Here is a 13,048-nt window from a genome sequence, read left to right as displayed (position 1 = left end):
CTTTCTTATTCAGAGACTTTGTTTGCTTCTTTTACTTTTGCACTTTGTACCTTCAAACCTGCATCACGCGCGATATCAATGATGCGCTCCGGCTTGCTTAATTCTTTCACTTCATAAGTCAGATCTTTATTGGCAACCTGCTGGTGGCTGATTTCGGAATCCAGTGCTTCCAAGTCACGGTTGACGTTATACGTGGAAGCTGCGAAGGTGACGAAATAAGCTGCTGCAGCCAAGATAACTAAGCTGAAAACGGCATATAGAACCTTCTCTCCCGGCGTAATCCACGTTTTCTTATTAACTTTTACTTTTACCTGTCGTTTAGGCTGCTGCTGCGGTCTTTGTGCCGGACTGCTCTGCTGCCAGCTTCTTGCACGTTCTGCGCTCAAGCTTATTCCTCCCCTGTATTAGAATTCGAATTTAGGACTCCACGGTTTTATTTTCTCTGCTACGCGGAGTTTTGCGGAACGGGATCTTCTGTTATCTTCCAGTTCCTCTTCACTTGCCAATATCGGCTTTCTCGTAATAAGAGCAAACGGCGCCTTACTATCTTCCGGCAAAATCGGGATATTGCGCGGAACCGGCAGCGGTGTACTCCATGATTTAAATGCCTGCTTACACATTCTGTCTTCCAGCGAGTGGAAGGTAATGACTGAAACTCTTCCTCCGACTGCAACTATCTCTGCTGTCTGCTGCAGCGCGTCCCGGAAAGCTTGTAATTCATCATTCACCGCAATCCGGATTGCCTGGAAAATCCGTTTGGCCGGATGGCCGCCTTTTCTTCTTGCTGGTGCAGGAATCGCTTCCTTGATCACTTCCACAAGTTCAAATGTTGTTTCAATCGGTTTCATTTCTCGTCTTTTCTCTATTTTTCTTGCAACTTGCTTGGAAAAATTCTCTTCTCCATATTGGAAGAAAATCCTCACAAGTTGCTCGTAAGACCACGTATTAACCACCTCGTAGGCAGAAAGCGCCTGATGCTGGTTCATGCGCATATCAAGCGGCGCATCGTGCTGATAGCTGAATCCTCTTTCTGCCTGATCTAGCTGCGGTGAGGATACACCGAGGTCGAATACAACTCCATCGACTTCCGTGACGCCTCTTTCCTCTAATTCGCTTTTCAGATCTCGGAAATTTGCCTGGATATATTCGATTCGATCGCCATACTCCGCTAATCTTGCAGCTGTGGCCTCGATCGCTTGCTTGTCCTGGTCAAACGCATACAGTTTACCTTTATCAGATAACTGCTTCAAAATCACTTCGGAGTGACCGCCTCCACCAAGGGTGCAATCCACATATGTACCTTCTGGCTTCACAGCTAGTCCTTCAATTGTCTCTCTGTTCAGCACACTATAATGTTCAAACAAGCTCTTACATCCTTTCGACTGCCATCAAATATCGAAATCAAGCATATTTTCAGCGATTTCAGCAAAAGATTCCTCAGATTCATCAAAATAGGAATTCCATTCGCTCTCCGCCCAGAATTCGATCCGGCCAGACACACCAATAATGGCAACGTCTTTTTCCAGCTTCGCATATTTCCGGAGCGGTGCAGGGATATTGATTCTCCCTTGCTTATCAAGTTCACATTCGACTGCTCCTGAAAAGAAGAAGCGAGTGAATGCACGGGCATCCTTCTTGGTCAATGGCAGCTTTTTTAGTTTTTCTTCTAGGAGTCTCCATTCCTCCATAGGGTATCCAAACAGACATTGGTCCAATCCCCGGGTCAGTACAAAACGTTCCCCCAAGTCTTCTCGGAACTTGGCAGGTACGATAATACGTCCTTTTGTATCGACCGTGTGCTGAAATTCCCCCATGAACATAGACTCCGCCCCCACTTTCCATTTTCATAGTACCACATCGCCCCACATTTCACCACCTCAATATTCACACTTTTTATTAGCATTTTCTCCCTTGCCTAGCGCTTTTTCGGAGTTTTGTGCACAAAAAAACGTGCATGGTCGTCGACCATGCACGTTTTCTGTTTCATTATAACGTTACGATATGGTGGGGGGTGGTGAAATCATAGCTTTTCTGCGCTAATTCGTGCCAAATCTCCACTCCATGCGTATTCCATATTGAAAATATACTCCATGTCCGCTCCTGCAGTCCATTTTCTGGGTGAAGCGTACATTGGATATGGTCAAAGTGGGATAATGCCACACTATGCTGTTCTTTTATTCTGGCTTCCATTCGCTTGACCAGAAAATCAATATCCTCCTCTAAATGACGAAGGTTCTTTTCTGCCAGGCTGCCAAGATCATCAGCTATAGATGCGGCACTATGCCGCAATGGTGCGTGTAAATCAGCCATGGCTCGTTTCACTTGCTCGGATACAACTGCAATTGGAGGCTGCTGCTGTGCAGCAAGATAATGGATCTTTTCCGTTTCGACACCGGAAGCAATAGCTTTTTCAGGGCTAAGACGATAACGGCCGAGCAGCTTTTCTGTTTTGCTGTCCAGCATCGTGAAGGACAGACGCGGCATGACAGGCGGCATATTAAAGCCAACCGCCTGGAAGCCTGGTTTAAGATTCGCCCAATAAGCGATTTCTCCAGGGCCGGCAATGAAACCAAGCACCGGCAGGAGATAGTCCTGCATGAGCGGACGCGTAACGACATTATTGCTGAGTCTTTCCGGCGCTGTTTCCGCTATAAGTAACAGTTCTTCTTCTGTAAAGACTGCTTCATCAGCCTTGCCTCGCCACTTGCCTTCGCTGTCACGCATAAGCAGTGTTCTTTCACCGTCAATATAACAGAACAGGTTAGCATCTTCAGATTCTGCGCCTAACACATCTGCGTAGCCCATCTGCTGAAGTTCCTGAGACGCTCCATAAACGCCTTGACTTATCTCCTGTTGCTTGCTAATCAACTCCCGGAAAAATGGGCGTTCTATTTGCCGCAGTTCCGGATCACCGGAATCCAAAAGTACCAAACCTGTATTTTTATATAGAAAATGTATGAATTTCGCGAAGAAATCAACGAAAGTCTCCGATTGGTCCATTATATTACTGACCGTGGAGTGAATATCCTTTGTGTATGCTGTCTCTGGCAGAGCAGCTATTACTTCCTTCAAGAAATCGTGCATCAATCCGTTGTCTAGCACTATATCAGAAGCTGCTATTTTTTCAGACTGATGCTGTTTCCATTTGAATTTCTTCAGTTTGTTACGATTTGGAAGGAAGATATGATTAATCTCCTCGACGTCATGATCCTCACCTGCTATCCAGAAAACTGGTATGACCGTTGTGCCCAGTATTTTACTTTGCTCGGAAGCAAGGGAAATGATGGAGGTGATTTTATGCAGTGTCAATAAAGGACCAGTAAAAAGGCCTGCCTGCTGACCGCCGACAACAGCCACTGTTTTAGAATCAGCTAATTTATCGATATTATGGATCGTTGCTTGATCCGCTCCCCACTCTCTATTACATTTGTGAAGAAGTTCAACTAGTGCCTCTCTCGGGAATTCACGAGCTTCAAGCTCCTCCAGTCTAGTCGCATAGCTTTCTTGTCGGAATGGAGAAAAATCGAATTTCCCCATAATAGAAGGAAGCTCTGCCCGATAATCGGTCACCAATTTGTTCGGACTTTCCAGTCTCATTGGTTGTATTACCATATTAAGTACTCCTTTATATAACGTCTGATATGTATTACTGTCTGATAAATGTAACGATAACACCTGCCACAAGCAGCAGGATGTAAAGCGGACCGAACAAAAGGAAGCAGATACGCAGGAAGATGCGCCACACATGCTTAAAGACGATCTCACCGCGGTACTTGTAATGCATAAGCACCACCATAATGAACAATACCGCAAGGAATCCTATCATATAACCGATCACTGTATGCTGTAAAATGATTTGCAACATAATCATAACAGAAAAGATATAGAATACGGCAGTAGTTTGCACGCTATGGAGAAAAGCATTCCGTCTTTTATGGATGATCCGTCTGGCGATCAAATAATAAATCCAAGTAGCAAGCGGCGGTACGGTGATTGCTGCCGCTAAAAGGTAAGCGAATAAGTGCGTCATTGATTAGTCCTCTCCTGCTGTTTCGTAAGTCCAAGTATACTATAGTAGACAAAATCCGTATAAGGAACGGCTTGTTTTGCATGATTTCGGACGTATCCGGATATAGATTCGATCTCAGTCATTCTGCCAGCTTGTATATCTCTGTGCATAGAGGACAGATTAGCTTTCGTAGCATATATGATTCGGCGAACATTTGCCCATTGCTGTTCTTCCTCTAAACCTAGCGCATCTGCAGCTTCTTTGCATAACGCCTCTGCTATCTTCTCAAAGGCAGGGTGTTCCAGCAGCTCACCATTCTCCACCTGATAAATTGCAGTTAAAGGGTTGATCACAGCATTCGCAATCAGTTTTGTGCCTAACATTACATGCCAATCCTGCTCAAATAAAAACGGGAAATCGGATTTATGCAGCTGATTCACAAGTACTTCAGCGTAATTGTCAGTCAGATCTGCAAGGCGAATTGCTGCTTCTCCTGTATGCTCTACGGTATGAGAGTCTATCCTTAGAGCTCCATGTTCGACAGACCCTACGATAATAGGATAATCGAAATCTTCTTCCTGCAAAAAGTCCGTATGATTCATACCGTTTTGGAGGAAAACGACTGCAGCTTTAGCATGCAGCTTCAACTTTTCCCAAATTGGCGGCAAATTGTATTGTTTTACACAGACAATCCATACATCCGCTTTTCCTAAAGCCTGCCAATCCGTAGAAGGCAATGTCTCCACCGCTATCACTTCATTCCCGATATGAAGACCTTTCACTGCAATCTTTTCGGACTGTTCTCGCGTTCTTGTTAAAAGCCGCACTTCATGAAACCTGCCGAGCTTGGCGGCTGTAAGTAACCCGATCGCTCCTCCGCCGATCACATTGATTTTCATGTCCGTTCCCCCATTCGTACTATACCTAATTGTTTATTTTAGCAAAAGAACAGACCGTATGGATATAAGAAATATAACGCTTGAATTTGTAAACGTTTTCATATATATTGAAAGCATAAGGCACACAGTGAAATTTTTTAATACGGAGAGGGGAATCTGTATGACATTTGCTAAAGTGGAAAAATTGCCAGTGAATTATAAAACAGCTGAGGATTTCGAACGTTTTGCTGCACAGGGGAACGCAGAGCTTTCGATGTTGGATGAGTTCCGGCTCAGCCTCATCGAAAGTGACGACGATACGCTTTTCTACGGAATTTACATGGATAAAGAGCTTGCAGCGAGAATGGCGCTCACCTTTGTGAACGAACAACGTGACAATACATTCTATCCGCCAAAGGGATATGTGGAAATCTCCAAACTGGAAGTGCTGCCTGCATACCAAGGAAATAGACTTGGTTCATCTCTTGTTGAATTTGTGCAGTCCTTTGCCAAACCAGTTCGTACAAAAGCAAGGGTAAATTCAGAAGCATTCTGGACCAGACTGAATTTTAAGGACAGCAGTAAAAAGGAAGATAACTTGTCCGTTATGACATGGCAGCCGTCAAAATGAAAAAAGCCCAACTGGGCTTTTTTATTTTGTCTCAGCTTCCTCGATTACCCAACGGCATAGCTTCTCCATTTCTATGCATGCATCCTGATACCGTTTTATCTGATCTTTCAGCTTTGCATTTTCTGCTTCTAGTTTACGGAGTTCTTCTTGCGGTTCCTTTCTAGGCTCCTGGAAGTTCTGTTTCACTTTCTCAAGCAGATCAATTGCAGCTTCCAGACTGATGGATTCTTTATCCTCTTTCTTTGGTGTAGCTTCTTTTACTGAAACCGGAAGCTGTTGTTTCCGCTGTTGCTTCGCGATTTCGATATCCGTTTGATAATATTGTCGGAGCGACGCATTCCAACGGAACCCACAAGCTGCCGCTGTACGGTTGAGCTTAACTGCGACATCACGAAAGGCATCCAGCTGCGTCTTCCCTTCCTGTATAAAATCCAGTACAGTATTTGCCAGTAAAACATCCTCTTTATCCGACCATGCATCTTGTCTCGTACTCTTCAAAACGCTTCCCCCCTCTTCTATTCTGCTATCAATGTATGCGAGAGGGAAAAATGCTAGACTAGAAAACGGACGATAGAATATAAAAAAACACCTATCGGCAATATTGCCGACAGATGTCGTCTTTCTTTCTTACGCTTCAACCACTGCTTTTCCATCGTAATGTCCGCAAGATCTGCAAACGTGGTGTGGTTTTGAAAGTTCTCCACAGTTAGAGCATTCTACCATTCCAGGTACATGCAATTTTTTGTGTGTACGGCGTTGGTTTTTTACTTTTTTAGAAGTTCTTCTTTTAGGTACTGCCACGGTCCTACACCTCCTTCAATCGTTACAATGCTTATTCGTCGTCCTTTTTCAAGAGAGCTTGCAGTTTCTCGAGCCTCGGGTCGATCTTGTCCTGCTGTGCTTTCTCACTGGCAAGCTGCCAGCCTTCTCCTTCTTTCGCGGCATTATCCAATGCCTGCGGATCGTCGGAGAAAACACGGAAAGGAACATCCAATAGGATATTTTCCTCTATATACGGTTTCAAGTCAAGCAGTTCTCCCTCAACAGGATGAATCTCTGACTCGTCATCCGCGCTTGCATATGGAGACAAAGTAAACAGTTCAGTCGTTTCAACATGGAATTCATACGGTACATCTACCAGGGTACGCGCACACGGAAGAATCATCTTACCATCTATTGCGAACTTGACAGTTATATCGTTTCCATACGATGTCGCCTGACCGCTGACCTTCACTGGATCAATCCGACGAATATCATTTTTGCCCTGGATGTCTGACACATCCACTTGCTCTGTAAATTCGAAAGGTTCAAGACCTTTAGCTTTAAGCTTTTGAACCGGAATTTTCACGTTAATTCACCTCATGGCAACAAAAGTAATTGTAAAAAAAAACAGAAGCTTTGTCAATATATTTTCTTTACACCAAGGCAATAATTAGCCTATATTCTTACTAAAGAACATTATTTCTATTATAACACGTAAGAAAAGCGGAGAAAACCGTTTAGGAGCGGAGAAGGAAACGAGAAAGCCCGGAAGGAGGCGTCCTTCCTTCTGTAGGGATTTATCGATTCCGGCGCAGCTCCTGGTTTTCGCAGCTAGACACCCTAAGAAAAGCGGAAGAAACCGTTTAGAAACGGAGGGATAAGTGAGGGAGCCCGGAGTGGGTGACCTTCCCACAAAGGGATTCATCTCTTATACCGCAGTTTCTGGTTTCTGTAGCTAGACACCACACGAAAAGCGGAAGAAACCGTTTAAACTGAAGCTAACGAGTAAGCCCGTGACAGGACTAAAAAATACAGAAAGGAGTTTTCTTATGAAGGCAAACGGCCTCATCGTCGAATACAACCCTTTACATAACGGTCATGTTTATCATATACAGCAGGCACAAAAATTAACCGGCAGCGATTGTACAATTGCTGTAATGAGCGGTAATTTCACACAGCGAGGTGAACCGGCCATTTTGGATAAGTTCAGTCGTACAAGAGCGGCACTTTCTGCCGGTGTCGATCTCGTTGTCGAATTGCCCTTCCTTTATGCAGTGCAGCATGCTGATTTGTTTGCCAAAGGAGCAGTATCTATCCTTGATGCACTGAAAGTAGAGCATCTTGTCTTCGGTTCTGAAAACGGAACTATCGAATCGTTCCATCAGGCACAAAAAGAACGTAATAAGAATCAGGCAGCATTTGAGAGTATTTTGAAACAACAGCTGGATAAAGGCTTATCATATTCTGAAGCGAATGGTACAGCGTATGAATTAGCCGGAATCAGCTCCACACTCGATCTTAGGAGCCCCAATAATATTTTAGGATTTGCATATCTTCAGGCAGCAGAAGCGCTTAACACGACAATGCAGGTAGATACAATCCGCCGTATACAAGCAGATTATCATGATCAGTCTATTACCGGTCCGATTGCAAGTGCCACGTCAATCCGCTCTGCTTGGCAAGACGAGAAGACACAAGAAGTAAAAGCAGCAGTGCCAATAAAGACGTTTGAATTATTGGAAACGGAAGAACTACACAGCTGGGAAGCCTATTTCCCGCTTTTACGCTATCTTATCTTAACTCGCCCGGCTGAAACACTATGCCAAATTCATGGAATGGATGAGGGATTGGAATACCGCTTCAAGAAATATATTAACCAGTCGCTGAATTTCCAACAGTTTTTATCTCTGATTAAAACGAAACGCTATACATGGACAAGGCTGCAGCGCGTTTGTGTTCACATATTATCTAATACTCAAAAGCACATAATTAACGAACATCTAAATGGAGCAGCATGCCCTTATATCCGTATTCTCGGCATGACTAAAACTGGACAGGCATTTCTCTCTTCAAGGAAAAAGCAGCTTGACGTTCCCCTATATACTCAATTGAAGGACGGCATGCATCCAGTTGCTGATTTAGAACTGCAAGCAGCAGATGCCTATTACAGTATTTTACCTCCCGAAATTGCTGCCGCTTCACGCAGACAAGAGATATCCCCACCTATATTCGTATAATAAAAAGGATGCATCAAAGCGATGCATCCTTTTTATTATTTTGCAGGCATTTCTTCTAAGTATTTTTTCGCATCATCAAAGGTATTGACTGGTACAACCTTCATAGCTGTATCGATATCTTCTGCTGTTTGTTTCGCAACCTGATAATTTGAATCTTCGGCATCTTGTTCATTTGGAGCAAAGAAGACATCGCAGCCTTCTTTATCCGCTGCTACAACCTTCTTGTCGATTCCACCGATACGGCCGACATTTCCTTCATAATCTACTTCGCCGGTTCCGCAAATCTGAAAGCCTTTCGTCATATCTTCCTCTTCCAGCTGATCATAAATTTCCAAGCTGAACATAAGTCCCGCACTCGGTCCGCCGATTTGTCCGCTTGAGAAGGTCACTTCAGGATCTTCCGTGACATCACGATCGGTTACGAGCGTAATTCCAATACCAGGTATCTGGGTATCTGGCAGTGCTTGAAGCTTTAATTTCTTCTCCAGTTGTTTGTCATCTCGTTCTATTTTCAAGGTTATGGTATCACCCACATGTTTGGACGTGACATAACTTGTCAGATCTGTTGCTTCCTTTACTCGCTGGTCATCTACAGCCGTGATGTGATCGCCTTGCTTGAGCTGGCCATCAGCTGGCAAATCTTTAACGACTGACACAACATATACACCTTTGTAATCGATTTGCAGTTCTGCACCCGCCGCCTCATAGGCAACGACGGTAGAAGCTTCTTGAGAGCTCTCCATCTGCATTAACTGTGCTTGTGTGTATTCTTCCTCAGAAACACCCTCCGGTATAACATCTTCAAGTTTTTCGATTTGATGATATGGCAGTATTTTAGCCATTACATATTGAAATGGCGTTGCTTGTCCGCCCCGTACAGTGACGAGGTGCATATCACCTTCGCTTTTCTCACTGCCATCTACAGAAACTATTGGATCAAGAGCATCTGCTGCACCCGGCTTGTATACATAATATGGCATTCTGTAAATTCCGGAAAAACAGAAGACGATGATCAGCAGCAGAATAACGAACAAGATATAACGTGTATTCTGTTTCATCAACAAGTTCCCCTTCTGTGCCCGCTTTCTCTACTTATTCAGAAGAAGAAGCATATTTCCCTTTTGAGCACGCGTATAGTTAAGATAGCCTGTACAAACTGGCTGAATTTAAGTTTAGTTTACTACTTCGAATTCAAGAAGTACAGCTGTCACAAATCGGAGGGATTTTCTGTGCAAAAAATGAAATCAGTTCTGCTGGCTGGGTCTGCACTGCTGCTGGCCGTAAGTTTGATTATGTATCCGGACCCATCATTACAGGCCAGTATACGTGGATTGAATATGTGGTGGGAAGTCGTTTTTCCATCCCTCCTGCCTTTCTTCATTACTGCAGAACTGCTAATTGCGTTTGGAATGGTCCGTTTTATAGGGGTTTTCTGCGAGCCGATTATGCGCCCATTGTTCAATGTTCCGGGTGTTGGGAGTTTTGTGCTAGCAATGGGAATGGCCAGCGGATATCCATCAGGTGCTAAATTGACAAGCCGGCTGCGTCAAGAAAAACAGCTGACAAAGATTGAAGCCGAGCGTCTTGTTTCTTTTACGAATGCTAGCAACCCTCTTTTTATAGTTGGAGTAATTGCCGTAAGCTTTTTTGGGGAAGCAGAGCTTGGCATCCTATTAGCTGCAGCGCATTATGGAGGTAATATACTTGTAGGTATTTGCATGCGTTTCTACGGCCGGTCCGAACCCCGCTCGTCTTACGTTAGGGAAAAGGGACTGATCAAACGTGCCTTTCGGGAATTACATGAAACACGTATGGCTGATAAAAGACCATTCGGAAAGATTTTTGGAGATGCCGTCGTAAATTCTATTCAGACATTACTTATGATTGGCGGATTCATTATCATGTTTTCCGTTTTTAATAAGCTATTATTCATCTTAGGCATCACGGATTCCCTGGCATATGGTTTAAAGCTGCTAACCAGTATTTTTGGTATTCCTGCTGAATTAGTTGTCCCAATGTTCTCCGGATTATTCGAAATAACAATGGGGGGCCAAATGATTGCTCAAGCATCAGGATCCAACTTTTTCTTCCCTATCATTATCGTCAGCTTCATTCTTGCATTCAATGGTTTTTCTGTCCAAGCCCAAGTAGCAAGTATTCTCGCTGAAACAGATATCCGATTTGCTCCGTACTTTTTTGCCCGCCTGCTTCATGGGTTCATTGCTGCTGGATTAGCAGCTATTCTTTATGGACCGCTTTACACAAAGCATCAGGAAACAAGCATTCTCACCTTCTTACAAGAAAAAACAGCTCCCGATACTTCCATGGAGCTGCTTCGTTTTCTTTCGTCTTTCGGTCCTGCATTCACGCTCATAATGCTTGCAGTCGGTACATTAATCCTGCTGAAACGCCGATTAAACTAGAATTTCTGCTTGATGGCTTCTTGTACCGGAGGCGGTACTAGCTTACTTATGTCAGCTCTAAAGCTTGCTGCCTCCTTCACGATACTGGAACTCAGGAAATTATAAGCTGAATCTGCTGTTATGAAGATAGTTTCTATTCCTGGATCTATATGCCTATTAATACCGCTAATCTGCATCTCATTTTCAAAATCACTCACAGCCCGCAGTCCGCGAACCAGAACTTTCGCATCATGTTTTCTGGCAAAATCGACGGTGAGACCTTCCGATTTAACAACGGATACGTTTGAAATATGTCTTACCGATTGCCGCAAAAGCTCCATTCGCTCTTCTTCGTTGAACAGTGGCTTTTTCTTACTGTTCACAGCTACAGCAACAATTACTTTATCAAATATTGCTGCGGCTCTCTGGATAATGTCTACGTGGCCATTTGTGACTGGGTCGAACGAACCTGGATACATAGCAATCGTCATCACTCATCCTCCCGAGCAGCTTGATAGATGGTAATAGCGGTAGTATTTCCATAAACATCTTGTTTTACAGCTTGCAGTCCAGCGATAAACTCTGGTAGTTCCTTCTTCGCATCGTGCTCACAAACAATTCGTCCATTCGCTCCCAGTATACCTGCTTCACTGATTTGCTCCAGAAGACCTTCGTATGACATCTTATGATACGGCGGATCCAGAAAAATAAGATCAAACTGTTTCTCCCTTTTTACGACTGCCTTCAGCGCACGCAGCGCATCATTCCGGTATACTTCCGAAGAGTCTGTCAGCCTCAAGGTTGTCAGGTTCTGTTTGATTGTCTCGACAGCTTTCCCTTGCTTATCTACAAAGATACAGTGTGTCATTCCTCTACTCAAAGCTTCTATCCCAAGTCCGCCGCTTCCTGCGAAGAGATCCAGGCATTCTCCGCCTTCAAAAAAAGGTCCTAGCACCGAGAACAAGCTCTCCTTCACTTTATCCGTCGTCGGTCTTGTCAATTGGTTCGGGACAGCCTTTAACGCCCTGCCTTTATGCTCTCCTGCAATCACTCGCATTACATTCCACTCCTTCAAAAAAACGATGTATATTCCCACCTAAGCCGGTCCATACTGTACTATTGAAGCGGCTATCACGCTAATAGCTGCTTCATGAACACGGAGAAGACTTACGTTTCCCCATAAGCTCTTCCTCCGGTTTCTCCTCTCCCTTTGCCTGTTTGTTTTCATTGGAAACAAAAGGCGCCTGCAGGGCTCTTCCCTGCAGGCTTTTTTTATATCCCAATCTTATAATCGTATTCTTTCGCTTTATCCTGTTTCGCATTCTCGAAATCGGTACGGATGAAGGGACGGTATGATAACGCCGTCTTAGAGACGAATGGCAGTCTATTCAATACTGCTTCCCTCTCTTCTGCTTCTTCCAGGTTTACGTATATCATCGCATATTTAAGCTTCTTGGATACGAAAACCAGGTGCCCGTGCCGCTTCAGCTGCTTGATATTCTTCATATGCTGGAACCATACGACGATTCCTTGCCGTTTTGTCAACATAAATGATGTTCCTCGCTTTACAGCTTTTTTCTTAGTGTAGCAAAGCCTGACCCCTTGGGGCAACACAAAAAAACCGGCAAGCCTAAGCTTACCGGAATATTGTCAGGAAGCACACCCGCAGGCGCCGCCGCTTCCACAGCCGCAGCCAGAGTCCTTCAAAGCCGCACCAGACCGCGGAGCTTTGACATTCTCGCTCACAGTTGAGGCGAGTTTGGCACTTATATCATCAAGCAGTTTTTGCAGATTACGCTCTGCTATTTTAAATGCCGCAACGTTGGCATCCATATCCATCTCACGCTTCTTGCTGCGGATTTCCTTCATGATGAAGCTGTAATCAGGGTGGTATCTGCCGAATCGCTGCACTTCTTCATACTGTTCCTTTATAGCCGTGAATGCGTCGATTTTCGCTTTCGTATCGCTATTCTGGTAGAGTGCGGATTGCGCGGAGCTATATGCCGCCATCACTTCCGAATCACGGATCATTACACCCAATTGCTCGGACTTCTCCAGAAGCTCAACGAATTCCATAGTTGCAAACATAGAACCACCTCCCCTATTATCATACCAAATAATAGGGAAAT

General features: G+C 44.3%; 17 protein-coding genes. 3 read left to right on the top strand and 14 right to left on the bottom strand.

Translation table 11 applies throughout. The features are described 5' to 3' along the window. Positions 1-5: 5 nt before the first annotated feature. The 6 genes from ftsL to CHH58_RS02195 form a co-directional block, all read right to left on the bottom strand. Positions 6-386, bottom strand: a complete 381-nt coding sequence (gene ftsL / locus CHH58_RS02220) for a cell division protein FtsL (protein ID WP_038559938.1) — start codon at positions 384-386, stop codon at positions 6-8. 18 nt (positions 387-404) lie between these two features. Beyond that, positions 405-1,364, bottom strand: coding sequence for a 16S rRNA (cytosine(1402)-N(4))-methyltransferase RsmH (rsmH, locus tag CHH58_RS02215; RefSeq protein ID WP_038559935.1), 960 nt, complete (start codon positions 1,362-1,364; stop codon positions 405-407). A gap of 24 nt (positions 1,365-1,388) precedes the next feature. After that, positions 1,389-1,820 (bottom strand): division/cell wall cluster transcriptional repressor MraZ, encoded by a 432-nt coding sequence (gene mraZ, locus CHH58_RS02210; RefSeq protein WP_038559932.1) that lies wholly within the window; start codon positions 1,818-1,820, stop codon positions 1,389-1,391. Between the two features lie 166 nt (positions 1,821-1,986). Further along, positions 1,987-3,612, bottom strand: coding sequence for a bacillithiol biosynthesis cysteine-adding enzyme BshC (gene bshC, locus CHH58_RS02205; RefSeq protein WP_170937496.1), 1,626 nt, complete (start codon positions 3,610-3,612; stop codon positions 1,987-1,989). Between the two features lie 34 nt (positions 3,613-3,646). Next, entirely contained in the window at positions 3,647-4,030 is a 384-nt protein-coding gene (locus tag CHH58_RS02200; RefSeq protein ID WP_095230980.1) for a DUF3397 domain-containing protein, read from the bottom strand. Continuing rightward, the gene (locus CHH58_RS02195) at positions 4,027-4,908 is read right to left on the bottom strand and encodes a 2-dehydropantoate 2-reductase (protein ID WP_095232548.1); all 882 of its coding nucleotides are present in this window, start codon (positions 4,906-4,908) and stop codon (positions 4,027-4,029) included. The genes CHH58_RS02200 and CHH58_RS02195 overlap by 4 nt, the downstream gene beginning before the upstream one ends. Before the next feature lie 160 nt (positions 4,909-5,068). On the opposite strand from CHH58_RS02195, the gene CHH58_RS02190 reads away from it, so the two are divergent. Continuing rightward, positions 5,069-5,518 (top strand): GNAT family N-acetyltransferase, encoded by a 450-nt coding sequence (locus CHH58_RS02190; protein ID WP_170937495.1) that lies wholly within the window; start codon positions 5,069-5,071, stop codon positions 5,516-5,518. Between the two features lie 21 nt (positions 5,519-5,539). On the opposite strand, the gene CHH58_RS02185 is transcribed toward CHH58_RS02190, so the two are convergent. The 3 genes from CHH58_RS02185 to CHH58_RS02175 all read right to left on the bottom strand — a co-directional run bounded on the left by CHH58_RS02185 (position 5,540) and on the right by CHH58_RS02175 (position 6,866). Beyond that, positions 5,540-6,016: an RsfA family transcriptional regulator gene (locus tag CHH58_RS02185; protein ID WP_095230983.1), complete on the bottom strand. Its 477-nt coding sequence runs from the start codon at positions 6,014-6,016 to the stop codon at positions 5,540-5,542. A 129-nt stretch (positions 6,017-6,145) separates the two neighbouring features. After that, positions 6,146-6,319: a 50S ribosomal protein L32 gene (gene rpmF, locus CHH58_RS02180; protein ID WP_095230984.1), complete on the bottom strand. Its 174-nt coding sequence runs from the start codon at positions 6,317-6,319 to the stop codon at positions 6,146-6,148. A gap of 31 nt (positions 6,320-6,350) precedes the next feature. Then, positions 6,351-6,866: a YceD family protein gene (locus tag CHH58_RS02175; protein ID WP_095217513.1), complete on the bottom strand. Its 516-nt coding sequence runs from the start codon at positions 6,864-6,866 to the stop codon at positions 6,351-6,353. Positions 6,867-7,329: 463 nt separating this feature from the next. Here CHH58_RS02175 and CHH58_RS02170 point away from each other — a divergent pair, with 463 nt between their 5' ends. Continuing rightward, positions 7,330-8,517 (top strand): nucleotidyltransferase, encoded by a 1,188-nt coding sequence (locus CHH58_RS02170; protein WP_095234560.1) that lies wholly within the window; start codon positions 7,330-7,332, stop codon positions 8,515-8,517. A gap of 35 nt (positions 8,518-8,552) precedes the next feature. Here CHH58_RS02170 and CHH58_RS02165 read toward each other — a convergent pair whose 3' ends face one another. After that, positions 8,553-9,575 (bottom strand): SepM family pheromone-processing serine protease, encoded by a 1,023-nt coding sequence (locus CHH58_RS02165; RefSeq protein WP_095234559.1) that lies wholly within the window; start codon positions 9,573-9,575, stop codon positions 8,553-8,555. 180 nt (positions 9,576-9,755) lie between these two features. On the opposite strand from CHH58_RS02165, the gene ylbJ reads away from it, so the two are divergent. Next, complete coding sequence (ylbJ, locus tag CHH58_RS02160; RefSeq protein ID WP_095231043.1) at positions 9,756-10,940, top strand: sporulation integral membrane protein YlbJ; 1,185 nt, start codon at positions 9,756-9,758, stop codon at positions 10,938-10,940. Here ylbJ and coaD read toward each other — a convergent pair. The 4 genes from coaD to CHH58_RS02140 all read right to left on the bottom strand — a co-directional run bounded on the left by coaD (position 10,937) and on the right by CHH58_RS02140 (position 13,007). Beyond that, positions 10,937-11,413, bottom strand: a complete 477-nt coding sequence (coaD, locus tag CHH58_RS02155) for a pantetheine-phosphate adenylyltransferase (protein WP_095261957.1) — start codon at positions 11,411-11,413, stop codon at positions 10,937-10,939. The two genes, ylbJ and coaD, sit on opposite strands and share 4 nt — an antisense overlap. Further along, positions 11,410-11,994: a 16S rRNA (guanine(966)-N(2))-methyltransferase RsmD gene (gene rsmD / locus CHH58_RS02150; RefSeq protein WP_255220245.1), complete on the bottom strand. Its 585-nt coding sequence runs from the start codon at positions 11,992-11,994 to the stop codon at positions 11,410-11,412. Before rsmD ends, coaD begins: the two co-directional genes overlap by 4 nt. 197 nt (positions 11,995-12,191) lie before the next feature. After that, a complete protein-coding gene (locus tag CHH58_RS02145) occupies positions 12,192-12,467 on the bottom strand; it encodes a YlbG family protein (protein WP_095230989.1) in 276 nt (91 codons plus the stop codon). Between the two features lie 102 nt (positions 12,468-12,569). Continuing rightward, positions 12,570-13,007 (bottom strand): YlbF family regulator, encoded by a 438-nt coding sequence (locus CHH58_RS02140; protein WP_095230990.1) that lies wholly within the window; start codon positions 13,005-13,007, stop codon positions 12,570-12,572. Positions 13,008-13,048 lie beyond the last annotated feature (41 nt).

It is taken from the genome of Terribacillus saccharophilus, assembly GCF_002272745.1.
Classification (GTDB): domain Bacteria; phylum Bacillota; class Bacilli; order Bacillales; family Amphibacillaceae; genus Terribacillus; species Terribacillus saccharophilus_B.
Note: the sequence above shows the minus strand (reverse complement) of the source record. Positions and strands in the feature narration are given on the sequence as shown.

Coding starts and splice junctions, on each gene's coding strand:
- CHH58_RS02145 (WP_095230989.1), bottom strand. CDS start 12,467: ATGTTGACAAAACGGCAAGGAATCGTCGTATGGTTCCAGCATATGAAG.
- CHH58_RS02170 (WP_095234560.1), top strand. CDS start 7,330: ATGAAGGCAAACGGCCTCATCGTCGAATACAACCCTTTACATAACGGT.
- CHH58_RS02195 (WP_095232548.1), bottom strand. CDS start 4,908: ATGAAAATCAATGTGATCGGCGGAGGAGCGATCGGGTTACTTACAGCC.
- CHH58_RS02165 (WP_095234559.1), bottom strand. CDS start 9,575: ATGAAACAGAATACACGTTATATCTTGTTCGTTATTCTGCTGCTGATC.
- bshC (WP_170937496.1), bottom strand. CDS start 3,612: ATGGTAATACAACCAATGAGACTGGAAAGTCCGAACAAATTGGTGACC.
- CHH58_RS02140 (WP_095230990.1), bottom strand. CDS start 13,007: ATGTTTGCAACTATGGAATTCGTTGAGCTTCTGGAGAAGTCCGAGCAA.
- CHH58_RS02190 (WP_170937495.1), top strand. CDS start 5,069: ATGACATTTGCTAAAGTGGAAAAATTGCCAGTGAATTATAAAACAGCT.
- mraZ (WP_038559932.1), bottom strand. CDS start 1,820: ATGTTCATGGGGGAATTTCAGCACACGGTCGATACAAAAGGACGTATT.
- CHH58_RS02200 (WP_095230980.1), bottom strand. CDS start 4,030: ATGACGCACTTATTCGCTTACCTTTTAGCGGCAGCAATCACCGTACCG.
- ylbJ (WP_095231043.1), top strand. CDS start 9,756: ATGAAATCAGTTCTGCTGGCTGGGTCTGCACTGCTGCTGGCCGTAAGT.